Here is a 26,015-nt window from a genome sequence, read left to right on the forward strand (position 1 = left end):
GCTCAGCTAGATTCGGCGCATGACGGGTTCCGGGATCGGCCGCCGTATCGTCACCGCGATCGCTGTCGCACTGATCGCGGGCGCACCTCAAATCCTCGCTCCGGCCGCCCAGGCCGTCCCCGCCGTCACGCCGGCGCGCGACGATCCCGGGTCAGTCCTCGAGTCCGCCCCACTGCCCCAGTCGTTCTGGCTGCCGGGCACCGGCGCCGCCTACCGGATCACCTACCTGACCACGGGCCCCCGCGGCGACACGCCCTGCACCGGCATGGTGTTCGTCCCGGCCGGCCCGCCGCCGCCGGGCGGCTGGCCGGTCATCGCCTGGGCGCACGGAACCATCGGCGACTCCGACACCGATGCCCCGTCGGTCAACGGCGTCGACGCGGCCAGCAGTCGCTACGTGGCGAACTGGCTGGCCCGGGGGTACGCCGTCGCGGCCACCGATTACATCGGCCTGGGCACTCCCGGTGTCCCGCCCTATCTGGACGGGAAGTCCGCGGCGCACAGTGTCATCGATTCGGTGCGCGCGGCCCGCGCCGTCGACGACCGACTCTCGTCGCGGTGGGCGGTCGTCGGCCTGTCCGAGGGCGGGCAGGCGGCGGTGTTCACCGCGCACGCCGCCACCGAGTATGCGCCCGAACTGGATTACCGCGGCGCGGTCGCCGCCGGCGTGCCGTCGAACATCGAGACGATCGCCCCTCTGGCCGGACCGAACTTCCCGCCGCAGGGCCTCGCCGGGCTGACCAACTTCATGACGTTCGTGATCGCCGGATTCCGCGATACCCACCCCGAACTCGACGTGAACAGCTTCCTGACGCCGATCGGGCGCACGCTGGTCGACGCGGCGCCGGAGCTGCCATACCCGCAGTTCGCCCGACTTGCCGCGAATGTCTCTGTGGCCCAGATGCTATCGCGGTCACTCAACGATCCGGCACTGCTGGCCGCGTTACGCGACTACCTGCAGGTGCCGACCTCCGGATTCGACCGGCCGCTGATGATCGCACAGGGCGCCACGGACCTGACCGTGCCGCTGCCGTTGACGGTCAAGCTGGTCGCGGACATGAACCTGGCCGGCACCCGACCGGACTTCAGGATCTATCCGGCCGACCACATCGGCAGCCTGTTCGCCAACGAGGCAGACGCGGTCACATTCGTCACGAAGGTGTTCGAATGCGACCGCGGATCGGACGACCCCGGGTGCGAGCCGGCCTCCGCGGGTTCCATCGGGTCGAGCTGACCGCGGCGCCACCAGCGCGTCAGCGCACGGTGGTGGCCGTCGGACTCGGGTGGGGTGTTCTCGGGTGGGGCCCAACCGCGTTGGCGATCCCTTGGATCCGCATCACGGTTCTCGCGGGGCGAGCGACTGTTCCAAGAGTTTCTCCTGACCTGTCCCAAGCGGGGAGGCGGAGGGTGTCCGAGGTACACCTTCCCTTCGGAGAGTCAGGACAGACCATGACCACACCGATCGTTCCGAGAAATGTCGCGACGCGACGAGCCACCCTGGTCGCGGTGTGCGTGACGACGGCGATGTTGATGCTCGACATCGCGGTCGTCAACACCGCCCTGCCATCTATCGCATCCGATCTGGAGCCGGGCGTCAGTGGCCTGCAGTGGGTAGTCGACGCCTACACCCTGGCGCTGGCCACGGTGGTCCTCAGCGCCGGATCCTGGGCGGACCGCCGCGGCCGACGGCACGTGTTCCTGATCGGCATCCTGTGGTTCACCGCGGCGTCGCTGCTGTGCGCGCTGGCACCGACCATCTGGGTTCTCGATCTCGCCCGCGCCGCACAGGGCGTCGGCGGAGCCGTACTCTTCGCGTGCTCGCTGGCCCTGTTGGCGGATGTCTTCGAGAAGGGGCCGGCGCGCGCGTCTGCCCTGGCCGCCTACGGCGCCACCATCGGCGGCGCGTTCGCCATCGGCCCCCTCGTCGGCGGGCTGCTGACCGAGATGCTGGATTGGCGCGCAATCTTTCTGGTCAATGTGCCGATCGGCCTGATCACGCTCGCCGTCACCGTGCGCTGGGTTCCGGAGTCGCGCGATCCACACCCGCGTGGGGCGGATGTGCCGGGACAGATCCTGGTGTCCACGGGCCTGGCGGCGCTGGTGTTCGGGTTGTTGCGCGGAAACGAGGCCGGCTGGTTGGAGCCGCAACCGGTCGTCGCCCTCGTCGTCGCGGCCGCCGCGCTGGTCGGGTTCGTCCAGCACGAACTCCGCACGAGCGAGCCCATGTTGCCCCCGCACCTGCTGGCCAACCGGGCCTTCGCCGGGGCGCAGATCGCGGCCTTCGCGATCTCCGCGTCGTTGTTCGCGGTGTTCGTCTACACCACGATCTACCTGCAGAATGTGCTGCACCTGTCGCCGGTCGAGGCCGGACTGGTGTACCTGCCGGCGACCGTCGCGATGTTCGTGGTCGCGGGCGCCACTGCGAAGTTCGACGGGCGTGTCCCGGTGTCCGTCTCCCTGACCTGCTCACTGCTGCTGGTGGCGGTCGGTCTGGTGATGATGACCGCCGTCGACGTCACCGGGTCCAAGTACGTGCTGCTCCCCGGGTTCGTCGTGGCCTGTGTCGGGGCCGGTGTGTTCAACCCGGTGATGAGCGGATTGGTGCTCGGCGAAAGTACGTCGGACCACTCCGGACTGGCTGCGGGCATCAACGATGCGTTCCGTCAGACCGGAATCGCGGTCGGCGTCGCCGGGCTCGGCGCGTTCCTGCCCGCACAGTCGATGCTGCCGGGTGGATCGCCGCATGAGTTCGTCGACGGCCTGCAGCAGGCCCTGCTGGTGGCCGCGTTCATCGCGGCGCTCGGGGCGCTGGTGTGCGCCGCCACGCTGCGCACGACCCGATCGGTTGACGAACCTGCTGAGGAAACGGGCGGGTCCGCACCCATGACCGTCTGACGATTTTGCCGGACAGCTGCCGAATCCGGTCCCTACACTTCAACGGTTGCTGTCCTTGTAAAAGGAGCCACGCATGATCTTTCGACTGCTGGGACCGCTCGAGGTGGTTCGACGCCCGGAGTCGGGCGGTGCGGTCGATCCGGGTGGCGCCGAGCGGGTGGTCGATCTGGGTCCGCGGAAGCAACGCGCGGTTCTGGCGGTCCTGCTGTTGCACCGGGGCCGCGTGGTCTCCACGGATCGGTTGATCGACGCGCTGTGGCAGGGCGATGCTCCGGCGAGTGCCATGGCGAGCATCCAGGCCTACATCTCCAACCTGCGCAGGGCGCTGCGCGGCGAGTCCGGGGGGACGTCCCCGATCGTGCGCCAGCCACCCGGGTACGTGCTCGACATCGCAGCTGAGGACGTGGACCTGTCCGCGTTCCTCGACGACGCCGAGTCCGCGCGCCGGCATGCGGACGCCGCGGAGTGGGAACTCGCACTGACGATGGCGGATCGGGGCCTGGCCTCGGTCCGGGGGCACCTGCTCGAGGACCTCAGCGACGAACCGTGGGTGGTGATGGAGGCCGCCGGTTTCGAGGAGGTCCGCACCGAGTGCCGCGAGACCCGGATCACGGCGCTCCTCGCGTTGGGGCGCCTGGCCCCGGCCCTCATCGAGGCGGCCCAACTGTGCAGCGAGTTTCCGTTCCGGGACCGCACCTGCTGGCTACGCATGCTGGCCCTGCACCGGGCCGGTCGGTCCTCGGAGGCGTTGGAACAGTTCGGCATCCATGCGGCGAGGTTGGACACCGAGTTGGGGCTGCGGCCCGGGACCGAACTGGTCGCCCTGCAGGGTGCGATCCTGCGCCACGAGCCGGGCCTCGCGGCCTGGCCGCGCACCCCGGGATGGACTGGGGCGGAGCAGGTTCCAGCACCGGCGTCGGTGGTGACCGCGCCCGAGGCTCCCGACGCCGAGTCCGGGCGCGTGTTCGTAGGGAGCATGCCGGAAGCCGGGACGATCGACCAGATGCTCGACGACGTCCGCGGCGGTGCACCCCGCTGGCTGGTGCTGACCGGTCCGGCCGGGATAGGTAAGACCCGACTGGCGGAAGAATGCGACGCCCGGACGACGTCGATCGACGGTACGGCGGTGTGGGCGCGCTGCCTCGAGGACGACGGTGCGCCCGCGTGGTGGCCGATCCGGCGCCTGCTGCGGGAGTTGGGCGCCGACGCCGACGCCGTGCTGATTCCCCCGACCGACGTGGAACCGGACGAGGCGCGCTTCGCTGTGTACGAACGGGTGGCGGGCGTGATCGAGTCGGCCGCGTCCGGTGTGCCCGCGCTCACCGTGGTCGTCGACGACATCCAGTGGGCCGACCCGACCTCGCTGCGGTGCCTGATGTACCTGGTGGGCGCGCTGCACCGGGAACGCGTCTGGTTCGTGCTCACGCTGCGGGACTCGGAACTGACGCCCACCGTCCGAGCCTTCGTCGACGCGGTCCTGCACCGCGAGGGGAACCGGCACATCGTGGTGCCCGCGCTGGCGGAGACGGAGGTGGCGGCGCTGGCCAGTCACGTCTGCGGGGAGCGGCTCAGCGCGACCGAGGCGCGGGTGCTGGCCGAACGCACGGGCGGCAATCCGCTGTTCGTGTCCGAGTACGCCAGACTGCCGCGGGACGAACGCCTCGGCGGCGGGATCCCGATGGCCGTTCGATCGGTCCTGGGCCGACGGCTGACGGCCGTGGAACCGGCGGTGCTGCAGGTGCTTCGGGTGGCCGCGGTCATCGGCGACACCGTCGAGATGGACATCCTCGCCGCCGCGACTCGCCTCGACCTGGACACCCTGGCCGACTACATCGACGACGCGGCAGACGAACGGATCCTCGTCGCCGATCCGGGGATCGGGGGATACGCCTTTGCGCACGGCCTGCTGCGGGACGAGGTGCTCGCCGCGATCCCGGAACTGCGCCGCCAACGCATCCACGCCCGCATCGCCGAGGTGCTGGCGGACTCCTCCGACCCGGACCGCTCGAGCCGACGCGCACAACATTTGATGGCGGCCCTGCCGCTGGTCGATCCGCGCACCGTCCTCGACGCGTGCACCGACGCGGCCCGGGTGGCGACCGAGCGGTGGAGTTCGGAGACCGCGGCCCAGTGGTGGCAGGCCGCCGTGCAGGCGTTCGATCTGCTGCCGGGGTCGGAGCAGTCCGCCGACGACCGCGACGACCTGCTGGTGGCCCGGGTGGAGGCGCTCGCGCGGGCCGGACGGGGCCAGACGGTGCTCGACGTGGTGGACGCCGGCCTCCTCGACGCGGTCCGCGAGGGGCGGATGTCGGCGGCCGGACGGTTGGCCGCGGCGCTGCTACGGGCCGCCGGTGCGTGGCCGTGGGTGTCCTACGGGGAGGACCCGGGCCCGCTGCTCGAGCGGCTCGCGGGCCTGGAGCCGTTCGTCGCGTCCGATCGGACCGCGCATGCGCGGGTGCTCGCGGCGCTGGCGGTGGGCAGTTGCTACCACCCCGACTCGTCCGTCCCCGACGCGATGAGCAGCACGGCGCTCACGATCGCCCGCGAGTTGGACGATCCGGACGTGATCGCCGACGCTCTGCTGGGCCGCATCCTCCTCTACTCCGGCGTGGCGACCCACAGCCACGAATCGGTGCGGTTGATCGACGAGCTTTTCGCGCTGCCGCACCGGCAGTCCCGGTTCGACGATGTGATCGCGCACGCCGCGGCCAGCATGACGCAGATGAATCTGGCGGACGTCGATGCCGCCGTCGTGCACGTGCGGCACGGGATCACCGGCTGCGACCTGCTGCGGCTGCCGGTGTTGCGGGTCCAATTGCGGTGGATGGAGGCAACTCTGGCCGCCTGGCGCGGCGACTTCGAGGAGACGCGGCGGCAGTACGACACGGCCCGCCAGATCCACCTGCAGACCGAGTTGTACACCGCGGGCAGCGCCGACCTCGCCGCGCACACCCTGGAATGGGAACACGGCAGCCTCGGCGACGCAGATCCCGGCATCGTGGAGCCGGATTCGTGGAGCATCGCGATCGCCGGGGCGCGGGGCGACCGGGCGGTGGCGGTCGACGAGATCGCCCGGTGGTCAGCCAAGGGCGGTCCGTTCACCTGGACGACGTTGGGGCACCAGACGTTGATCGCCCGAGTGGTGGCCGATCTGGGGCTCGTCGAGTACGCCGAGATGTTCATCGACCTGCTCGCACCGTTCCACGACCGCATCGCCACGGTGGGCCAGGTTGGGGTGATCGGATCGGTGGCGGAGGTCGCTGCCCGCCTGCATGCGATGCTCGGCCGCACCGAGGCCGCGGTGGCGTTGCTCGCGCAGGCCGAGGACATCGCGACCCGGACGTCGAGCCCGCCGACCCTGCTGCGGTGCCGCCTGCTGCGGGCTCAACTCTGCGCGGCGTCGCCCGAGCGGGATCGGGCCATCGCCGAGATCGCGGATGAGGCCCAGCGTGTCGGGATGCTCGCGCTCGCCGCCTATGCGCGCTCGATAGCGGCCTGACCTGGCGTAACGGTCTTGGCGAAACCTTGGATGGTTTCCGAAACTCGGGGCAAGAACCACCCAAGCGAGCTCGGACATTCTTTCTTCACACCCGAAACGCGGATGGAAGGAAGCTCCGATGAATCCTCAGACACCGACGATCGACGCCGTGCCGATCGACTCGCTCCGAAAGATGGTGTCCGGATCGGTGGCACTGCCCGGTGAGGCCGGATACGGGTTGGCGACACCCTGGAATGTCGCGGTACCGGTGCGTCCGTATGCGGTGGTCGCCGTGGACACCGCACGCGATGTCGCGGCGACCGTGCGATTCGCGGCGGATCACGGTCTGCGGGTCGCCGTCCAGCGGACCGGTCACGGCGCGGTGCCCCTGGACGGCGATGTCCTGCTCATCCACACTGGACGCCTGGCCGAATGCGTGGTCGATCCGGAGGGTCGCACTGCTCGCGTCGGAGCGGGGCTGGTGTGGCAGGACGTCATCGATGCCGCGACACCGCACGGATTGGCGCCGTTGGCCGGTTCCTCCGTCACCGTCGGCGTGGCGGGATTCCTCACCGGTGCGGGAATCGGCCCGATGGTGCGCACCTACGGACTGTCGTCCGATCACGTGCGTGCCTTCGAGATCGTCACCGGCGACGGCGAACTCCTTCGAGTAACCCCCGACGAACACGCCGAACTCTTCTGGGGACTGCGCGGCGGCAAGGCGACACTGGGAATCGTCACGGCAGTCGAGATCGATCTCATACCGATCTCCCACTTCTACGGTGGTGCAATCTATTTCGACGGTGCGGACGCTGCCGCGGTCGCCCACGCGTGGCTCGACTGGTGTGCCGATCTCCCCGAGCACAGTTCGACATCGATCGCATTTCTGCAGCTTCCGCCGCTACCGCAGGTTCCCCCACCCCTCGCGGGCCGGTTGACCTTTGCCGTCAGGTTCGCCAGCCTCGTGGAAGAACCGGAGGCCGAGGCGCTCATCAGCCGAATACGTTCTGTGGCCACCCCGTTGATCGACGCCGTCGGAATGATGCCCTATGCGGCCATCGCGGCGGTGCATGCTGATCCCGTCGATCCGATGCCGGTCCACGAATTCAGCGCTCTGACACACGAACTGTCACACGAAGCGATCGATGCTCTCCTGTCGGTCGCCGGGCCTGGTTCACACTCCCCGCAGACCGTGATCGAACTGCGGCTTCTCGGGGGCGCGCTCGCTCGCGAACCGCGTCATCGCAGCGCCTTCTGCCATCGCGATGCCGATTTTGCGCTGATGGTCGTCGGAGCCTTGGTGCCCCCCTCGGCGGATGCCGTTGTCGGACATGCCCACGACATCGATCGAGCACTGTCACAGTGGACCACCGGCGGCTCGTTGCCCAATTTCACGCCCAGCGCCGATCCGGACAGGATTGCGCGCACCTACGACGACGACACAGCTCATTGGCTCAGGGCGCTCGCCGACGAGCACGACAGCAAGGGTGTGCTGCACGTCGGCCAGGTCATGCGCCGGATCCGGTGAGCCGCTGCACTTGCCGGCGTCCGGCGTCGGCGGGCCGCGTCGACACCCCAGCAACGAGGAACGCTCCGCACCCGAAATCGGGTGCGGAGCGTTCGTCGTCTCAGAGGCCTACTTCCGGTGCGAGAGCGCCCGGACCACCCCGTCTCCGATGGACTGCAGGATCTGCACCAGCACGATGAGCACCACCACCGCGACCAGGAGCACCGGCGTGTTGAACCGCTGGTAGCCGTAGACGATCGCGAAGTCGCCCAGACCGCCGCCGCCGATGACCCCGGCCATCGCCGAGTACCCGACGAGCAGGACGACGGTCAGCGTCGCACCCGCCACCAGCGACGAAACCGACTCCGGCAGCAGCACTTTCCGGACGACCTGCATGTTCGTCGCCCCCATCGCCTGACCGGCCTCAATGCGACCGACGGGCACCTCCCGCAATGCCGACTCGACCACGCGCGCATAGAACGGGATCGCGCCGATCGTGAGCGGCACGATCGCCGCGGTCGGCCCGATCGCGGTGCCGACGATCAAGCGGGTGAGCCCGATGAGCGCGATCATCAGGATCAGGAACGGCAGCGAGCGGAAGATGTTGACGATCGTGCCGAGCACGACGTTGACGACGCGCTGCGGCCACAGTCCGCTCGGCGCGGTCACGTACAGCACGACGCCGAGCAGGATCCCGCCGAGCACGGTGAGCACGAAGGAGATCCCCACCATGTAGAGGGTCTCCTGCGTCGCCTCCCACACCTCGGGGAGCGAGTCGTACCAGGTCAGCTTGTTCATGCGGCGGCTCCCTGCGTCACGGCGCCGGTCGTTTCCGGTCCTTCACCCCACGCCAGGGTGGTACCCGGCTGGGCGTCCACGAACGCGGCGACGTCCGCCCGGTCCACGTCGGGACCGAAACGCAGACGCAGTCGGCCGACGGTGACGCCGGCGACCTGTTCGACCCGACCGCCGACCACGGAGATGTCGACGTCGAGCTTGCGGACGAGCTGCGCGAGCCACGGTCCGTGGGCCTCGTCACCGATCGTCGTGACCAGTGCGGTGTCCGCGTCGGCGCCCGCGGACGGGTCGTCCCCGACCGGGACGATCGCCGCGCCCAGAACCGAGCCGGGCGTACCGACCAGATCGAGGATCCGTCCGGTCTCCGCGATCCGGCCGTCCTCGAGCCGGGCGGCGGAGGTGCAGATGCGGCGCAGCACACCCAGTTCGTGGGTGATGAGCACGACGGTGACGCCGATCCTGCGGTTCAGCTCGGCGAGCAGGTCGAGCACCTGATCGGTGGTGTCGGGATCGAGCGCACTGGTCGCCTCGTCGCAGAGCAGCACGTCGGGCTCGGACGCGAGGGCGCGGGCGATGCCCACGCGCTGCTGCTGCCCGCCCGACAGCTGCGACGGGAACGCCTTCTCCTTGCCCGCGAGACCGACCAGTTCGATCAGCTCGTCGGCGCGGGCCCGGCACTGCTTGCGGTCCAGTCCGGCCAGCTCGAGCGGGAACTCGATGTTGGCCCGCACGGTCCGCGAGTGCAACAGGTTGAACTGCTGGAACACGGTGCCGATGCGGCGGCGCGCCTGCCGCTGGCCGGCACCGGTGAGCTGCGAGACGTCGTCGCCGCGGAGCACGATGCGCCCGCTGGTGGGGCGCTCGAGCAGGTTCAGGCACCGCAGCAGCGTGGACTTGCCCGCACCCGACGGTCCGACGATGCCGAAGATCTCGCCCTCGGCGATCTCGAGGTCGATGCCGCGCAGGGCCGAGACCTCCCCCGCGCCGGCGGCGGCGGGGAAGGTCTTGACCAGATTCTCGACGGTGATCATCACTTCGCGGGGTGGACCGGGACGACGGAACCGCTGTAGTTCTCCTGGATCCACGCGGCGGTCTCCGGGGAGACGAGCGCGTCGGCGAGCGCCTTGACGCCCGGATCGTTCTCGTTCGCCGCGCGGACGACGAGCAGGTTCGCGAACGGGTTGTTCTCGACGTTCTCGGAGAGCAGGGCGTCGTCGGCCGGAATCAGGCCGGCCTCGATCGCGTAGTTCGAGTTGATGACCGCGGCGGTGATCTGCGGGTCGCCCAGGTTGCGGGCGATCTGCGAGCGCTCGATCTCGACGAACTTCAGGTTCTTCGGGTTGGCCTTGATGTTCTTCTGCGTGACGATGGACAGGTCCGCGTCCGCGAACGGCACGTCCATCTGGATCAGCCCGGCCGACTCGAGCAGGTACAGCCCGCGCGAGAAGTTGGTGGTGTCCTTGGGCAGGGCGATGGTCGACCCGTCGGCGATCTGGTCGATCGCGGTGACCTTCTCCGAGTACAGGCCCATCGGCTCGAGGTGGACGTCGGCGACCGAGACGAGGTCGCTCACACCCTTCTGCTTCTGCCAGTCCGCGAGGTACGGCGCGTGCTGGAAGTAGTTGGCCTGGACGTCACCGGCGACGAGCAGTTCGTTGGGATCGATCTCGCCGGTGACCGGCTTGATGTCGAGTTTGACGTCGCCCAGGGCGCCGGAGTCGGCGATGTGCTCGAGGATCTCCACGTGCGGGGTGCTCGACGCGGAGATCACCAGCGTCTCCCCGTCACCGCCCGAGGAGCAAGCAGCCAGGCCCACGGTGAGCAGGGCGGCGGCGGACAGAACAGCAGTGCGGCGCAAGAACATTGGGAGGTACCTTCCGATCGGGTCGAGATGGTCAGCCACGCAGTGCGGGCAGGTCGAGCAGGTCGCGGTGGTACCGCTCGGTGACGTTGGGATGGGCGCGCAGGCGCGACTTGAGGGCGTTGAGTCCGTAGCGGGCGTGCAGGGTGCCGCCGTGCTGGTCGGGTCCGACACCGGCCGCCTCGGCGGCCAGCGCGGGCGACAGCGGCACCGTGGGCAGGGCGTGGTCGTAGCCGGGGTTGAGGAAGAACGGCAGCGAGACGCGATCGGTGCCTGCGGCCGGCGGCAGCACCCGGTGCACGGTGGCCTTGAGGTAGCCGCCGGTGGCCACCTCGAGGAGCTCACCGATGTTGACCAGGAAGTGCCCGGGGATCGGGTCGACGTCGAGCCAACCGTTCTCGGTCTCCACCTGGAAGCCGCCGCTGGTCGGTTCGGGGTAGAGCAGGGTCAGGGCCCCGACGTCCTTGTGGCTGCCGACCCCCTGGTCGGTGACCGAGCCGTCGTGGCCCGGGTAGCGGGCAATCTTGAGCAGCGGATCAGGGTCGGCGAAGGCGGCATCGAAGAAGTCCGCGGGGGCGCCGAGCGACTGCGCCCATCCACTGATGAGGCGAAGTCCGGCGGTCTGCGCCTGGGCCGACCACTCGAGCGCCAGGTCGCGCAGCTGCGGGACGCGGGTGGGCCACAGGTTGGGTCCGTGCAGCACGTCCCACGGGCGGTCCGGATCGATCGGCTCGACCGCGGCACGCTCGGGTCCGATGTCGAGCTGCTCGCGCCAGTCGATGTAGCCCTGGGTGCGCTCGCCGCCGACGCGGGTGTAGCCGCGGAAGTGCGGCGAGTTGCTGTTCTCGATCTCGAGCTTGTCGGCCTCGGGCAGCGCGAAGAACTCGCGAGCCGCGGCGATCAGGTCGTCGGTGAGCTGCTGGTCGATGCCGTGACCGGTCAGGTAGAAGAATCCGATCTCGTGCGTGACGGTGCGCAGGGCGTCGATGTCGAGGTTTTCCAGATCGATGATCGGGAGGGAACGGGCGGACATGGAACGGATCCTTTCCCCACGGGCACCGGCGGAAAACTCACGCTGCGACGTTTCGGTGCCCGGTGGGAAGAATCAGCACGGGGATGCGGGACGGCCTTCGAGGTGCCGTCGCGCGGGGATCTCGTCTCAGCTCACGCGCATGCAGCGACAACACGCGCAACGCATTCGCGTCACGGTGGCGGTGGCTGCAGTGCCGCGCATCGAGGTCCTTCCCGGACAGGATCGAGAAACCGACACACCGGGTTCGGCGTGTCCGTGCCTGGAGGCTAACCCCCTTTCAGCCGTTCGATCAAATCGAACGTATACGCACGGCGACGAACGGCGACATTTGTTCGACGAACGGTCGTGGGCGGCACGGTCGAGCGATCTAGCCGAGCTTCCCGGACAACCGTTCGAGGCGGTGCAGACTCGCACCGTCGAGGCCCACGATGCGCGTGGACGTCCCCTTGGCGGCGTACTTGCGCCGCACCGCGTCGAGCGTGGCCACCGTGGAGGCATCCCACACCTCGGCGTCGGTGAGGTCGATGACCACCGAGTCCGGGTCGCCGTCGTAGTCGAAGCGGCGGATCAGGTCGTTACTCGACGCCCAGAACAACTCCCCGGTCACCCGGTAGGTCCGCTCTACGACCCCGCCGGCCTCACGGTCGTCGCGGTCGTGGACGTCGACGCGGGCCGTGCGGGCGACCCGCCGCGCGAACGCCACCATCGCGGTGAGGACACCGAGGACGACACCGACCGCCAGGTTCTCGGTCGCGAGGGTGCCCGCGACGGTCACCAGCATCACGAGGGTTTCGCTGCGCGGCATCAGCTTCAGGGTGCGCGGTGCAATGCTGCGCCAGTCGAAGGTCGTCACCGCGATCACGAGCATCACCGCCACCAGTGCGGCCATCGGGACGGCCCCGGCGACGTCGCCGACGGTCACGCACAGCGCGAGCAGGAAGAATCCGGCGAGGAACGTGGAGATCCTGGTGCGGGCCCGCCCCTCCTTGACGTTGATCATCGTCTGGCCGATCATCGCGCAGCCACCCATGCCGCCGAACAACGCGCCGGCGATGTTCGCGACGCCCTGCCCCCAGGCTTCGCGGGTCTTGCCGGACGGGGTGTCGGTGATGTCGTCGACGAGTTTGGCGGTCAGCAACGACTCGAGCAGACCGACCAGCGCCAGGCCGAGGGCGAACGGTGCGACGATCGTCAGCGTCTCCCACGTCCACGGCACGTCCGGGATCATCCACGTGGGCAGGCCCGACGGCAGCTCACCCTGGTCCGCGACGTCGGGCACGTCGAGACGGAACAGTGCCACCACACTGGTCAGCACCACGATCGCGATCAGCGGGGCGGGCACCGCCGTCGTCAGCCTGGGCACGAACACGATCATCGCCAGCCCGGCCACGACCAGCGGATAGACGAGCCACGGCACGTCGAAAAGATGCCGCAACTGCGCGCTGAAGATGAGGATCGCGAGCGCGTTGACGAACCCGATCATCACCGACCTCGGGATGAACCGGACCAGTCGGGCGATTCCCGCCGCCGCGAAGGCGATCTGGAGTGCGCCGGCCAGCCACACCGCCGCGATCAGGTAGTCGATCCCGTGCGCGGCCACGAGCGGGGCCACCACCAGCGCCGTCGCACCGGCGGCGGCGGAGACCATCGCCGGCCGGCCACCGACGAACGCGATCGTCATCGCCATGATGCAGGACGTGTACAGCGCCACCTTGGGATCGACACCCGCGATGACCGCGAACGAGATCACCTCGGGGATCAGCGCGAGAGACGTGACCAGCCCGGCCAGCGCCTCGGTGGTGAGTCGGCGTGGGGAACGCAGCGCGGCGCGAACGGACGTGACGTCGGACGGGGCGGGAACGGTGTCGTGCACCGGAGGAGTCTAGAAACCTCCCGCCGGTGCCCGTGGATCAGCCCGCACCCCGAGCGGCTACCAGGAGCTCGTGCGGAGAACGATTTCGCTGGCCAGCTCCGGGGCCGCGTCCGCGGGGACGTTGCCGATGCCGTCGAGCTGGACGATCCGGAACTCCGAGTACGCGTACCGCCCGCTGGCGTCCGCGCAGGGACGGCCGAGCGAGGTGCCCACGACGACGGTGGTCGGCAGTTCGACGGCGGGGCACGCCGCATCCCGAACCGAGCCGTCCGCCCCCGGCACCGCGGGGTGGCCACGGTCGGCGACGACGAGGCTCGCGAACCGGCCGAACGTCTTGGCGGCCAGCAGCCACGCCAGCTCGGCGCCCGACCCGGAGCCGACGAGGTTCACCCACGGCAGCTTCAGCTCGTCGAGCATCGCGATCACCGACGGCTCGTCGAGCCCATCGACGTTCTCCGGGACCACGGTCCGTAGATCCGAGTCGTGCAGGCGCGCGCAGACGGCGTCGAAGACGTCGGCCGAATCGCCCGCATCGGGCAGCAAGAGAACCGTGTGTCGGCTCTCGGGCCCACCGATACGGACCGTCCAGGTCCCGCTTCCCACCTCAACACGCGTCGACTCCATGGCTGGAAACGGTACGCGATCCACGTCACGGAATCGGACGCCTATGCGGGATAAACCTTGCCGATGATCTCCTTCGCGATGGTGGTCGCCGGATCCTGCCCGTTCGCGGCCGGAGCCAGATTGGTCCACACCACCAGGGTCACCTTGTTCTCGGGGTCGTGACCCATGAAGGAATTGAATCCCGGAAGCTCCCCGGTGTGCCCGAACATCGGACCCATTTTCGCTATACCCCAACCGTATTGGGCCGACGCACTGTCCGGACCCGTCGGCTGCACGCTGGCGAGGCGCTGGGCCTGCAGGTCGGCGTCGAGCAGCTTCCCGCCGACCAGGGCCTGCACCCACGTCACGAGGTCGTTTGCGGTCGAGATGCCGGCGCCCGCCGCCCATGCCCACGACGGGTTGACGTCGGTGACGTCGTTCGGCTGCAGCGTTCCGTCCTTCGCGGCGGCCTGCATGTCTGCCGGCAGCGCCGGATCGGTCAACGTGTCCATGTTCGTCCCGTACACGTAACCCTGTGAGTGCGGCGCGGGAATCGAACTGTCGGCGGTGTCCGGGAACGAGGTTCCGGTCAGCCCCAACGGACCGAACAGCCGCGACTGGAAGATCTGCGGCAACGGCTTGCCGTCCAGGCTCTCCGCGATGAGACCCAGCAGCACGATGTTGGTGTTGGAGTAGTGATACCCCTGCCCCGGCGGGAAGTACGGCGGATTCGCGAACCCGAGCGCCAACAGGTCGTCCGGCTTCCACTGCTTCTGCGGGTCGTTGTCGAGGGTCTCGTTGAGCTCGGCGGTCTCGGTGTAGTTGAACAGGCCGCTGCGCATGTCGAGCAACTGCTCGATGGTGATGTTGTCGCCGTTCGGCACGTCCGGCCGGTACTTCGAGACCGGATCCGTCAGCGCGATCTTGCCCTCCTGGACGAGCTGCAGGATCACCGTGCCGGTCATGGTCTTGGTGTTGGAGCCGATGCGAATGTGGTCGACGGTGGTCACCGCCGTCGACGCGCCGAGCTTTCCCGTGCCGTAGGTTGCCGTGAGGTCGCCGCCGGGCATCTTGAGGATGGCGACCGCACCCGGGACCTGCAGGTCCTTCGCCATCGACGCAACGGTCTCGTTCAGGGTGGCCGCGTCGATCTTCTGCAGCGCCACGGTGGTGGTCGCGGACGCCTTACTGCTCGACGGCGCGCTACTCGAGGCCGTCTCGCCGGATCCCGAATCACCGGAGGAACAACCGGCGATCGCGAGCGCCGCGACCAGCGCGCCGCACGCGACACGAATCCCCGTCCCGGTATCGAATCTGCTGCGCACGTCGACTCCCCTCACGCGGATGTCCAGGCCGTTCGGCATCGCTCCGGATCTTAGGTGCCGGAACCACTCCTCCGTGCCGAACGGACGAAACCGCCTCACGCCCGGCGCAATCGGGTTGACCGCACACCACACCGGCTCTATGGTTCATTACATGAGTAATGAACCAATCAGCCCTGCGGCCGGAGGGTCACGGTGCTGAACGAGGAGGGCAAGCCCCTCTTCCAGCAGATCGCGGGGCTCGTCGAGAACGCGATCATCGACGGTTCACTGCCGGAGGAGTCGCAGGCGCCGTCCAGCAACGAACTGGCGGCCTTCCACCGAATCAACCCGGCGACGGCGGCGAAGGGACTCAACCAGCTCGTCGCCGACGGAATCCTCTACAAGAGAAGGGGTATCGGCATGTTCGTCACCACGGGCGCACGGGACGCACTCCGGTTCCGCAGGCGCGAACAGTTCGCGACGCAATACGTCGCGCCGCTCGTCCGCGAGGCGGACAAGCTCGGAATGAGCATCGCCGAACTGAAATCCATGCTGGACAAGTGGGAGGAACGTCCATGACCGTCACAGACATCGACCGGGACACCATCGTCTCGGTACGGGCGCTCGGGAAGCGCTACGGCGACGTCACCGCGCTCGACGACATCTCGTTCGATCTGCGGGAGGGGAAGATCTACGGGCTGCTCGGCCGCAACGGCGCGGGCAAGACCACGCTGATGAAGATCCTCACCGGCCAGGAACTGCCGAGCAGCGGGGAGGTCAGTGCGTTCGGCGGGGCACCGTTCGAGAACGCGGACGTCCTGCAGAACGTGTGCTTCGTCAAGGAGAGCCAGAAGTATCCGGACGATCTGAAGGTCAAGCACGTCCTGTCCGCCGCGGCCCTCCTGCTACCGGGGTGGGACGGCGAGTTCGCCGGCCGATTGATGGACGACTTCCAACTCCCCGAGTGCCGCCGGGTCAAGAAACTCTCGCGCGGAATGACGTCTGCGCTCGGCATCGTCATCGGGCTCGCATCGCGGGCGCCGCTGACGCTGTTCGACGAGCCCTACCTGGGCCTCGACGCGGTTGCCCGCCAACTGTTCTACGACCGACTGCTCGCCGACTACGTGGATCACCCGCGCACGGTCGTGCTGTCCACGCATCTGATCGACGAGGTGGCCGACCTGCTCGAACACGTCATCGTCATCGACGGCGGCCGGGTCGTCACCGACGCCGATTCCGACGACCTGCGCAGCCGGCACGTGCTGGCCAGTGGTCGTGCCGCGGACGTGGACGCCTTCACGGCGGGACGGACGGTCCTGCACCGCGAGGACATCGGCGGCTTCGCACGCGCAACCGTGCGGGGCACGATCTCCGCGGCGGACCGCGCCGAGGCTGCGCAAACCGACATCGAGCTGTCGCCGGTTTCCCTGCAGCAGATCACGATTCGCAACGCTCTCGACAGCCGCACCGACATCGGCAAGGAGACCCGGTCATGACCGTCGCCACACCCACCCGCACCGCCGTTCCGGCGGGCCCCTCGCCCACCGGCGTCCGACGCCTCCTGGCGGTCTGCCGACTCCACGTCGTGTCGTGGCCGCTCCTGCTGGCCGCACCCGCCGCGATCCTGGCCGTCACCTTCGCCATCAACCTGACGATCTTCGCGCTGATCGACTCCGAGGGCGAGACCCACGCCACCGGTGCCGCGCTCTCGCTGTACGGCTTCGTCGTGGCGTTCTACGCGCAGGCGATGACGCAGACGTTCCCGTTCGCGCTGGGCTTGAGCGTGACGCGGCGCCAGTTCTTCACCTCGACCGGCGTCGTGGCGGTGGTCCAGTCGGCCGCGTTCGCCGCGGTGCTGCAACTGCTGTCGGTGATCGAGGCGGCCACCGACGGGTGGGGCGTCGGGATGCGCATGTTCGGCGTCCTCCGCTACGCGACGGATTCGAGTGTGCTCCAGACCGTCACGCTGTTCGCGAGCCTGCTGCTGACCACATCGATCTCGATACTGCTCGGCGCGGTGTACCAGCGCTGGCGCACCCCGGGCTTCCTCCTCGCGGGCACCGGGACGATCGGAGCACTGGGCATCGCCGCTGTCGTCATCACGTGGGCACGTTGGTGGCCGGCGGTCGGGTCATGGTTCGTCGACGCGCCCAGGACGGTGGTGCTCGCGGTGGTTCCGCTGGCCGCCTCCGCGGCGGCGATTGCCGCGGCCTGGGCGGTCCTCAGCCGAGCGACGACCTGATCGTGGGCATTCCGCTCGGCGCGCCACCTCCGAGCAACGCGTCGAGCGCGTCCAGGTCCAGGTGCTGTTCCACCAGGTCGGCCAGCAGATCCAACTGCGCCTCCCGCACCCGCGCGACGTCGGTGTCGGGCGCGACGCGGAACCTGGGCCGACCGGCGGCGTCGGCGATCTCGGCCAGCAGGCGCCGGCGGTATTCGTCGCTCTCGAGGAGACCGTGCCAGTGGGTGCCGCGGACACCGCCCCGGACGCTGCCCTCCTTGGCGCCGTCCGCGCCGCTCAGCAGCGGCGCGTCGCCGTTGCGCCGGACGCGTCCGTGATGGATCTCGTAGCCGCGCACCGGGATTCCGTCAGCGTGACCGTCGACCTGCGCGAGCACCTTGTCGGCGGCGAACTCGATCTCGAGGTCGAGGAGTCCCAGTCCGGGTACCGCGCCGACGCCGGATTCGACGCCGTCGTCGATCACCGCGCCCAACATCTGGTAGCCACCGCAGATGCCGAGGATCGCGCCGCCTGCCTCCGCGCGGCGGACGAGAGCGTCGCCGATTCCGCTGCGCCGCAGCCACTCCAGGTCGGTCACCGTCGACTTGCTGCCGGGCACGACGACGAGGTCGACGTCGGCGAGGCGCGACGGCTCGCTCACCCAGTGCACCGAAACGCCCGGCTCGCACGCGAGGGCCTCGACGTCGGTGGAGTTCGAGATCCGCGGCAGCCGGATCGCGGCCACCCGCAACCATTCGTCGCCGGCGGGCGGGCCGGGCCGTCCCACCGGTGCGTCGCCGACCACGCCGAGCGAGTCCTCGGCGTCGAGCCACAGGTCCTCGGCGAACGGGATGACGCCGAGGGTCGGCCGTCCGGTGAGGGCACGCAGTTGCTCGAGGCCCGGTTCGAGGAGGCTCACGTCCCCGCGGAACTTGTTGATCACGAACCCGGCGATCAGCGCCTGGTCCTCGGGAGAGAGGACCGCGACCGTCCCGAACAGGTGGGCCAGCACTCCCCCGCGGTCGATGTCGCCGACCACGATCACCGGCAGCTGCGCCGCCTGCGCCAGCCCCATGTTCGCCAGGTCGGTGGCGCGCAGGTTGATTTCGGCGGGCGATCCGGCGCCCTCACAGATCACGACGTCGAACTCGTCGCGCAGCGACGCCAGCTCGTCGGCGACGATGTCCCGGAGCCACTCGCGGTGGGTGATGTAGTCGCGGGCGCCGACACTGGTGACGGCCTTGCCGCGGACCACCAGCTGCGACGTCCGGTCGCCGCCGGGCTTGAGCAGCACCGGGTTGAACCGGACACTCGGCTCGAGGCCGCACGCCCGCGCCTGCAGCGCCTGGGCCCGGCCGATCTCCCCGCCGTCGAGGGTGACGACGGAGTTGTTCGACATGTTCTGCGCTTTGAACGGCGCCACCTTCACCCCGCGCCGCGCCAGCATCCGGCACAACCCGGCCACCAGGACGCTCTTGCCGGCGTCGGAGGTGGTGCCGGCGACCAGCAGTGCGCCGGTCAGCGCCGCTGTCACGGCAGCGTGAGGATCTCGTTGCCCTCGTCGGTGACGACGATGGTGTGCTCGAACTGGGCGGTCCACTTGCGATCCTTGGTGACGACTGTCCAGCCGTCCTCCCAGATGTCGTAGTCGACGGTGCCGAGGTTGATCATCGGCTCGATCGTGAACACCATGCCGGGCTCGATGATGGTGTCGACGTTCGGCTGGTCGTAGTGGAGGATCACCAGGCCGTTGTGGAAGGTCTCACCGATGCCGTGGCCGGTGAAGTCGCGGACGACGCCGTAGCCGAAGCGGTTGGCGTACGACTCGATGACGCGGCCGATGACGTTGAGCTCGCGGCCCGGCCTCACGGCCTTGATGGCACGCATCGTCGCCTCGTGGGTGCGCTCGACCAGCAGGCGGTTCTCCTCCGAGACGTCGCCCGCGAGGAACGTCGCATTGGTGTCGCCGTGCACGCCGTCGATGTAGGCGGTGACGTCGATGTTGACGATGTCGCCGTCCTGGATCACCGTCGAGTCGGGGATGCCGTGGCAGATGACCTCGTTGAGCGACGTGCAGCACGACTTCGGGAAGCCGCGGTAGCCCAGCGTCGACGGGTAGGCGCCGTGGTCGCACATGTACTCGTGCGCGATCCGGTCCAACTCGTCGGTAGTAGCCCCCGGCGCGACGGCCTTACCGGCCTCCTGCAGCGCCTGCGCCGCGATCTTGCTCGCCACCCGCATCTTCTCGATGGTCTCGGGCGTCTGCACCCACGGCTCCTTGCCCTCCCGGGCCGTCGCCTTCCACACGTACTCGGGACGCTCGATGTCCTTCGGGACAGCGAGGGTGGGCGAGACGGTTCCGGGAACGAGCGCAGTGCGAACAGACATGGGTTCAGGGTAGACCGGTGGTCCCGGAGCTTTCCGACTTCCCCGCTACACGCCTCGACGGCGACAGCACCGCCGCGCCGTCGACATCCTGCCCCAGCCCGGATCCGCCCGTCCCCTCGACGGTGAGGCAACGCGCCGGTCGGGTGCGCCGTGAGAGCCTGAAATCATGGGGAGACATCGCAGGCAGGATGACGAGCCGGAACGCCTGGTCGCGCGGGCGGGGGGACGAGTCGCCGTCGCCGGCACGGTCAGCCGTGTGACGGGTTTCGTTCGCACGGCGGCGCTGGCGGCGGTGCTGGGGACTGCGCTGGTCGGCGATGCCTACAACGGCGCGAACAGCTTTCCCAACATGGTGTACGCACTGCTGCTCGGTGGTGTGCTCACGAGCGTGTTGATCCCCGTCCTGACGCGCTCACGATTACGTGGCGGCCAGGTGGACGTCGAGTTCACGCAGCGACTGGTGGCAGGCGCGACGGTCGTGATGGCGGCGGTCACCGTGCTCGCCGTCCTGTGCGCCCCGCTGGTCTCGTCGGTGTTCGTCAAGGACGCCGCGCAGCGGGACCTGACGACCGTGTTCGCGTACCTCCTACTGCCCGAGATCTTCTTCTACGGACTGGCGGCCCTGGCGACGGCGGTGCTCGACGTCCGTGGCGTCCACGGCCCCGCGGCCTGGGCGCCCGTGGTCAACAACGGCATCGTCCTGGCCACGGTGGCGGTGTTCGTCCTGCTGCCGGGGCCGGTCACGCTCACGCCGCAGTCGATGACCGTGGCCCAGGTGGCGGTGATCGGCGTCGGCACCACCCTGGGCATCGTCGGACAGGCGGCGACCGTCGTCCTCGCTCTGCGGCGCAACGGTTTCCGCTGGCGCTGGAGGGTTCGTCTGCTGCCGTACACGTGGCGTCCCGTGCGCGCCGGGCTACCGCTGATCGGATGGGTCCTCGCCTACGTCGTCACCAGCCAGATCGGCGTCGTCGTGGTGCTGCGCGTCGCCTTCAGCCACGGCGGCGTCTCCACGTACACCTACGCGGACCTGCTCTTCCAGGTGCCGTACGGGATTCTGGGCGTCTCGCTCCTGACGGTTCTGATGCCGCGCATCGCGCGCGCTGTCGCCGAGAACGATCACGCCGCAGTCCTGGCCGACCTCGGGCGCGGCGCCCGGTATTCGGTGGTCGCGCTCATCCCGGTCACGGCCGCCCTGATGGTCCTGGGACCGACGTTGGCGACAGTCATCTTCGTCGGTCGTGTGGACCCGGCCGACGCCCACCTGATCGGCACGGCGCTGGCCGTTTCGGCGTTCGGGTTGGCGCCGTTCGCAATCGTGATGCTCCAACTACGGGTCTTCTACGCCGACCACGACACCCGCACACCGGCACTGATCAACATCGCGATGGTGACCACGAAGATCGCGGTCATCGCGGTCGCGGTGACGACACTGCCTGATCAGGGCGTGGTGCTGATGCTGTGCGTCGCCGGTTCCGTCTCCTACGTCGTCGGGGCGATGCTGGGACATGTCCTGTTGCGAAGGCGGTTCGGGCTGCTGGGCTTCCATCACGTGCGCGACACCGCGGTCCGGGTCGTCGCCGCGGCGACTATCTCCGGCGCCATCTGTTTCGTCGTCACGCACGCGACGAAGTCCCATCTGGGCGATCCCCGGACCGGTGCGGCCGCGGCGCTGGTCGCCGGAACCCTCACCGGAATCGCCGCCTTCGCGCTGGCGGCGAAGCTCATCGGGGTTCCGGAGATCCGTCACGCTCGCAGGATCCTTCGGTCCTGACCGCGTGCCCGGTCGCAGCCGGCGGCCGCAGGATCAGCGCTGCAGGAACTCGAGCACGGAGCGCTCGAACGCCGTCTTCGCCTCGATCATCACCCAGTGCCCACACTTGGGAAAGACCCGCAACTCGGCGTCCGGGATGAGGCGCATCGACGCCATCCCCATGTCGGGAGGACTCATCCGGTCGTCGAGGCCCCACGTCAGCATCGTGGGACACGACACCTTGTGCATCATCGCCCAGTATGGCGGCCGTCCAGACCGGAGCAGGGATTGCTGCTGCAGCGCAAAGGATTCCGCACCGTACATGACCCGCGCGGCTTCGAGCGAATCCGGATCTCGGGCCGCCTCCCATCGCTCCTCGATCAACTGCTCGGTGACGACGTCGGTGTCGTAGACCATGGCCCGCAGCCAGCGGGCCAGATTCTCCTTCGACGGGTCGGCGACGAAGTCGTGCAGCAACCGTCGGCCCTCGCTGGGATCGGGGCTGAGGACGTGTGGGCCCACCCCTCCGATCGTGATCAGCCTGCTCACCCGGGCGGGGGCGTGGATCGCGAGATTGACGGCGACGATCCCACCCATCGAGTTGCCGACCATCGCCGCGGACGCGATCCCGAGGGCGTCCATGAAGCCGGTGACCGCCGACCCGGCCGCGAGAACCGGGTGCCCCTCGGTGGGGTCGCTCACGCCGAACCCCGGAAACTCCAGGATGTAGCAGCGGTAGTGCTCGGCGAAGACCCCGAGGTTGCCGCGGTAGTTGCGCCAGCCCGACACACCCGGCCCGGAGCCGTGCAGCAGGAGCAGCGGCGGCGCATCCTCGGCGCCGGCCACGTGGTAGCGGAGAACCCCCTCGTCCGTCACCAACTCCCGTTTGGTGCCCTCGTAGCTGACGTCGATCGTCATGTCTCCCCCTCGCGATGGTGTACCGAGAGGCCCAGAGTAGAACGCGTTCCAGTTTTGGGGGTCGATTTCGACGGAGATGCGTTTGTCCCCAGTTTGGGTATGGTGGCGGGTCAACCTGATCAGAAGTGAGGGTGGCAATGGGCCAGCAGTCGCGGGCCACCGAACGTCGGTGGGCTCCGGTCAAGGTCAGTAACGTCGTCTCGACCGTGTCGGGCGACATCGTCCGTGTCGACGCCGAACTCGGCGGCGACATCCGCCCCGAGTGGGCCGAGGCGTTCGAGCGCATGAGCCGAAGCCGGCAGAGCGATCTCACGCTTCACGCCGACGCCGAGCCGCCCCGCATCACCCTGATGGCGCGAAGCGACCACGGCGACAGCCCCGAGATCGTCATCCTGTACGCCGTGGAGGAAGTGAACCTCTACGTACGGCTGGCGCTCGAACTCGTCGGTCGATAGCCCCGGGGTCCACCGGCGCCCGCCGGAAGGGGTCACCCTCGCGGGACCCGATTCCGCTGGGAGAACCCGGTCGGCCAGCCCGTCAGTCGGTACAGGCGCGCCAGTTCGATTCCCGGCTTCTTCGGAAGCGCACCCGGCCGGTGCCGCGGCAGACGCACCCGCAGCACCGCGGGCGCGATGGTGCACACAACCGGGGTGCGGACCATCCGGGATTCTCCGTCGACGCCCACCGGTATCACCGACTGATCGGCGTCGACGACGACCTCGGCCGCGCGGGCCGTGCTCACCCCCCGCGCATGAGCGCCCTGCAGCAGACCGACGGCTTCCCGGGCACTGTTCACCGACATCGTCACCACGCCCAGGACACCGTCGTCCAGGCGTTCTCGCCGTCCCATACCCACGAGATCACCGGTGCGGTACGGGCCGTTGCTCACCAGGACCGCCTGTGGACCGCCGACCGTGACGTCGCCGATCTCCACCGTCAGCAGATAGCCCCGATGGCTGTCGAGCAGCTCGGGCAGCATCTCCAGCACGGTTCCCGTCTTGTCGTCGCGGTAGGCCGGGCTCTGCACCAATTCCGCGTACACCCCGAACGAGGCGTTGTTGACGAACGGGTGCCCGTTCATCCATCCGAGATCGACACGCACCTCGACGCCGTCGGCCAGCGCATCGAGGCACGTGGCAGGGTCGTCTCGGTCCAGCCCGAGATCCAGCGCGAAGTGGTTGCGGGTTCCGGCACTGATCACCAGGAACGGCAGGTCGTGCTCGGCCGCGACGGCGGCCACCAGGGCCTGTGTGCCGTCGCCGCCGGCGACACCGAGCAGATCCGCGCCGCGTTCGACGGCCCGCCGCGCCAGTGCGGCGACGTCGGCGTTCTCCGGTCCGTCGAGCAGAATCACCTCGGCCCCGAGGTCTTCGGCCTTGCGCTGCAGACCGAACTTCGCCACCTTGCCGCCGCCCGAGCGCGGATTCATCAGGAGGAACGGCCGACGTGGGGCGGGGGCGGTGTACTCGGGCATCGCGTTCTTCTCGGGCTCCCCCAGCGCGGCGCGGGCGCACAGGACGGCCGCGAGCAGCAGCACGCACGAGAGCACCACCGCCCACAGCAGATCGGCGCGGAGCAATAGGACGAGTACGACGATCGGCGCGAGCACCACCAGGACCGACGAGATCGCGCGTAGCACGCCGTGACTGGTGAGAAACCAGTACGACGCCGCCACTGTCGCCGCGACGCCGCCGATGCCCACCGCCAGCACGGCGGCGGTGCCGAACAACCCGGCGAACGCGATCGGCGCTGCGGCCGCACCGAATGCCGCCACGAATGCGGCTCGGGCCCACCATCGGCGAACCCGCGGCCGGGTGTCCGTGTTCTCGTTGCCCATCTCAGTCCTCATCGGTATCGGACACTGCGCCGCGCACTTTGGTCATACCCCGAACTGTGCGGCGATACGGCGTTCGTCGATGGCCTCGAGCAGGACCGCGTGGTCGCGGGCATTCTGGTCGGCGTACGACTCGGCGAACTCGGTGACGGCCTTGTCGAATTCGCTTCCGGAGTCGAGGTAGGCGGCGATCGCGATCCGGTCCCCGGAGCGGGCGTGGCCGTAGGCCAGTACCCGTCCGCACAGCCGCCCGTACAGTTCCATGCCCGACGGCGTCATCGCTTCGATCACCGCCGAGCCCTTGCCGTCGCGCAGTTGACGCACGTAGAAGTCCCGGACCACCCCGTCCGGGTCCGCCCCCTGCTGCCATCCGAGGAAGATGTCGCTCGCGGCCTGCATCAACCGCTGTCCCGCCACGACGCGCTCCCCCTGGTTCGTGAACGACGGGCCGTCCACGTAGTTCGCGAGCACCGACGGCCGCGCCTCCTTCGCCTGCAGGAACAGCGGGTCACCGTCGACGCCCTGCAACAGCAGAATCCACGCCTGGGTTCCCACGCTGCCCACTCCGACCACCTTGCGTGCTGCCTGGACGAACTCGAACTGTCGCAGCAGCACCCGGCGGTTGTCCTGCAACGTCTCCCGATAGTCGTCCAGCCGTCCACGCAGCTCCTCGAACAGCGACTCGGCGTCCGCCTCGGCGAAGACCTCCTCGATCGGCACGATCAGCGGTGGCATACTGACGACCCTCCGGCGGCCGTCCACCTCCGTGGTCAGTTTGGCCAGGGCATGGACACTGTCCCGGTGCCACGACTTCTCGAGGGTTCTGCGCATGCTCTTCTTCGAGGACGTGTCGAGTTCGTCGCGGAGCGCGACCAATTCGGCGGAGGGCTCGATGTGTGAGTACCAGACCGCGAGGTTCCCCCGTTCCGCCTGCTGCAGCATGGTTTCGCGGTACTCCGCGGCGCACGCGCGGACGACCTTCGTCCGTTGTTTGCCGCCGAGCCCCCGCTCGCGGCCCGCCACCGCGAGGCTCGCAAGAAGACGCTTGACGTCCCACTCGAACGGCCCCGGGTACGTCTCGTCGAAGTCGTTGATATCGAACGCCTGCATCCGTTCGGGGGTGGCGAAGATCCCGAAGTTGCTCAGGTGCGCGTCCCCGCACAACTGCACGGTCAGTCCCGTCCGGGGCGCGCTGGACAGGTCGTCGGCCATGATCAGCGCGGAGCCGCGGTAGAAGGCGAACGGACTGCTCGCCATGCGCCCGTACCGCACCCGGACGAGGTCCGGGATGCGGGCCGCGGACTGCTGCTCGAGCAGGCCGATCGGATCGCGCCGGGCACCGGTCGTGCATTCGGCGAGGGCCGAGAACGGAGTCGCGCGCCTGGCGGCCAGACCACGTTCGGCGCGCTCGGCCCGGCTGAGCGTCGCCACTCCAGGTTGCTGTCTGTCGATGTCCGGCATGGTGAACCGTCCTGCCGCGCGGCCGAGGCCCGACCATCGGGTGCGATGAAGATATTGTCCGCCGATCCTCGGTGCGCCCGCGGCGGTT

Annotated in this window: 21 protein-coding genes; 9 read left to right on the forward strand and 12 right to left on the reverse strand. The window is 69.1% G+C overall.

From position 1 onward, the window contains the following. The first annotated feature begins 19 nt into the window (after window positions 1–19). The 4 genes from J2X34_RS19220 to J2X34_RS19235 all read left to right on the forward strand — a co-directional run bounded on the left by J2X34_RS19220 (window position 20) and on the right by J2X34_RS19235 (window position 7,901). Window positions 20–1,234 (forward strand): lipase family protein, encoded by a 1,215-nt coding sequence (locus tag J2X34_RS19220; RefSeq protein ID WP_114719649.1) that lies wholly within the window; start codon window positions 20–22, stop codon window positions 1,232–1,234. Between the two features lie 215 nt (window positions 1,235–1,449). Then, window positions 1,450–2,895 carry an MFS transporter gene (locus tag J2X34_RS19225; protein WP_429519179.1) on the forward strand — a complete coding sequence of 482 codons (1,446 nt, stop codon included), beginning with the start codon at window positions 1,450–1,452 and terminating at the stop codon, window positions 2,893–2,895. A 73-nt stretch (window positions 2,896–2,968) separates the two neighbouring features. Further along, entirely contained in the window at window positions 2,969–6,394 is a 3,426-nt protein-coding gene (locus tag J2X34_RS19230; protein WP_114719645.1) for a BTAD domain-containing putative transcriptional regulator, read from the forward strand. Window positions 6,395–6,512: 118 nt separating this feature from the next. Then, window positions 6,513–7,901 carry an FAD-binding oxidoreductase gene (locus J2X34_RS19235; RefSeq protein ID WP_114719643.1) on the forward strand — a complete coding sequence of 463 codons (1,389 nt, stop codon included), beginning with the start codon at window positions 6,513–6,515 and terminating at the stop codon, window positions 7,899–7,901. Between the two features lie 108 nt (window positions 7,902–8,009). Here the strand turns inward: J2X34_RS19235 and J2X34_RS19240 are convergent, their stop codons facing one another. From J2X34_RS19240 to J2X34_RS19270, 7 genes are all read right to left on the reverse strand, one after another. After that, a complete protein-coding gene (locus J2X34_RS19240) occupies window positions 8,010–8,678 on the reverse strand; it encodes a methionine ABC transporter permease (protein ID WP_114719641.1) in 669 nt (222 codons plus the stop codon). Next, the gene (locus J2X34_RS19245; RefSeq protein WP_429519260.1) at window positions 8,675–9,709 is read right to left on the reverse strand and encodes a methionine ABC transporter ATP-binding protein; all 1,035 of its coding nucleotides are present in this window, start codon (window positions 9,707–9,709) and stop codon (window positions 8,675–8,677) included. Before J2X34_RS19245 ends, J2X34_RS19240 begins: the two co-directional genes overlap by 4 nt. Further along, window positions 9,709–10,542 carry a MetQ/NlpA family ABC transporter substrate-binding protein gene (locus J2X34_RS19250; RefSeq protein ID WP_114719637.1) on the reverse strand — a complete coding sequence of 278 codons (834 nt, stop codon included), beginning with the start codon at window positions 10,540–10,542 and terminating at the stop codon, window positions 9,709–9,711. The genes J2X34_RS19245 and J2X34_RS19250 overlap by 1 nt, the downstream gene beginning before the upstream one ends. A 31-nt stretch (window positions 10,543–10,573) precedes the next feature. Continuing rightward, window positions 10,574–11,572: an isopenicillin N synthase family dioxygenase gene (locus tag J2X34_RS19255; RefSeq protein ID WP_114719635.1), complete on the reverse strand. Its 999-nt coding sequence runs from the start codon at window positions 11,570–11,572 to the stop codon at window positions 10,574–10,576. 367 nt (window positions 11,573–11,939) lie between these two features. Further along, window positions 11,940–13,445, reverse strand: coding sequence for a SulP family inorganic anion transporter (locus tag J2X34_RS19260; RefSeq protein ID WP_429519183.1), 1,506 nt, complete (start codon window positions 13,443–13,445; stop codon window positions 11,940–11,942). A 57-nt stretch (window positions 13,446–13,502) separates the two neighbouring features. Further along, entirely contained in the window at window positions 13,503–14,069 is a 567-nt protein-coding gene (locus J2X34_RS19265; RefSeq protein WP_429519185.1) for an alpha/beta fold hydrolase, read from the reverse strand. Between the two features lie 41 nt (window positions 14,070–14,110). After that, window positions 14,111–15,412, reverse strand: coding sequence for a serine hydrolase domain-containing protein (locus tag J2X34_RS19270; protein WP_429519187.1), 1,302 nt, complete (start codon window positions 15,410–15,412; stop codon window positions 14,111–14,113). Window positions 15,413–15,565: 153 nt separating this feature from the next. Between J2X34_RS19270 and J2X34_RS19275 the strand changes: the two genes are divergently transcribed. From J2X34_RS19275 to J2X34_RS19285, 3 genes are read left to right on the forward strand one after another with little or no spacing between them, the layout of a single operon-like run. Then, complete coding sequence (locus J2X34_RS19275; RefSeq protein WP_397484417.1) at window positions 15,566–15,931, forward strand: GntR family transcriptional regulator; 366 nt, start codon at window positions 15,566–15,568, stop codon at window positions 15,929–15,931. Further along, complete coding sequence (locus J2X34_RS19280) at window positions 15,928–16,848, forward strand: ABC transporter ATP-binding protein (protein ID WP_429519189.1); 921 nt, start codon at window positions 15,928–15,930, stop codon at window positions 16,846–16,848. Before J2X34_RS19275 ends, J2X34_RS19280 begins: the two co-directional genes overlap by 4 nt. Beyond that, on the forward strand, window positions 16,845–17,594 hold the full coding sequence (locus tag J2X34_RS19285) for an ABC transporter permease (RefSeq protein WP_114719625.1): 750 nt from the start codon (window positions 16,845–16,847) through the stop codon (window positions 17,592–17,594). Before J2X34_RS19280 ends, J2X34_RS19285 begins: the two co-directional genes overlap by 4 nt. Here J2X34_RS19285 and J2X34_RS19290 read toward each other — a convergent pair. Together J2X34_RS19290 and map are read right to left on the reverse strand one after the other, a co-directional pair. Further along, a complete protein-coding gene (locus tag J2X34_RS19290; protein WP_429519263.1) occupies window positions 17,575–19,095 on the reverse strand; it encodes a cobyric acid synthase in 1,521 nt (506 codons plus the stop codon). The two genes, J2X34_RS19285 and J2X34_RS19290, sit on opposite strands and share 20 nt — an antisense overlap. Window positions 19,096–19,103: 8 nt before the next feature. Next, window positions 19,104–19,961, reverse strand: a complete 858-nt coding sequence (gene map / locus J2X34_RS19295; protein WP_114719621.1) for a type I methionyl aminopeptidase — start codon at window positions 19,959–19,961, stop codon at window positions 19,104–19,106. Between the two features lie 166 nt (window positions 19,962–20,127). On the opposite strand from map, the gene murJ reads away from it, so the two are divergent. Next, entirely contained in the window at window positions 20,128–21,735 is a 1,608-nt protein-coding gene (murJ, locus tag J2X34_RS19300) for a murein biosynthesis integral membrane protein MurJ (RefSeq protein WP_429519192.1), read from the forward strand. A 33-nt stretch (window positions 21,736–21,768) separates the two neighbouring features. On the opposite strand, the gene J2X34_RS19305 is transcribed toward murJ, so the two are convergent. Further along, window positions 21,769–22,626, reverse strand: coding sequence for an alpha/beta fold hydrolase (locus tag J2X34_RS19305; RefSeq protein ID WP_429519265.1), 858 nt, complete (start codon window positions 22,624–22,626; stop codon window positions 21,769–21,771). Between the two features lie 143 nt (window positions 22,627–22,769). Between J2X34_RS19305 and J2X34_RS19310 the strand changes: the two genes are divergently transcribed. Further along, window positions 22,770–23,087, forward strand: a complete 318-nt coding sequence (locus J2X34_RS19310) for a hypothetical protein (RefSeq protein WP_114719617.1) — start codon at window positions 22,770–22,772, stop codon at window positions 23,085–23,087. A gap of 32 nt (window positions 23,088–23,119) precedes the next feature. Here the strand turns inward: J2X34_RS19310 and J2X34_RS19315 are convergent, their stop codons facing one another. Next, complete coding sequence (locus J2X34_RS19315; RefSeq protein WP_429519194.1) at window positions 23,120–24,469, reverse strand: diacylglycerol/lipid kinase family protein; 1,350 nt, start codon at window positions 24,467–24,469, stop codon at window positions 23,120–23,122. Between the two features lie 42 nt (window positions 24,470–24,511). Then, window positions 24,512–25,927, reverse strand: a complete 1,416-nt coding sequence (locus J2X34_RS19320) for a DUF2252 domain-containing protein (protein ID WP_114719613.1) — start codon at window positions 25,925–25,927, stop codon at window positions 24,512–24,514. Window positions 25,928–26,015: the final 88 nt, after the last annotated feature.

Source organism: Rhodococcus sp. BE178, assembly GCF_050433545.1.
In the GTDB taxonomy this organism is placed as follows: Bacteria; Actinomycetota; Actinomycetes; order Mycobacteriales; family Mycobacteriaceae; genus Prescottella.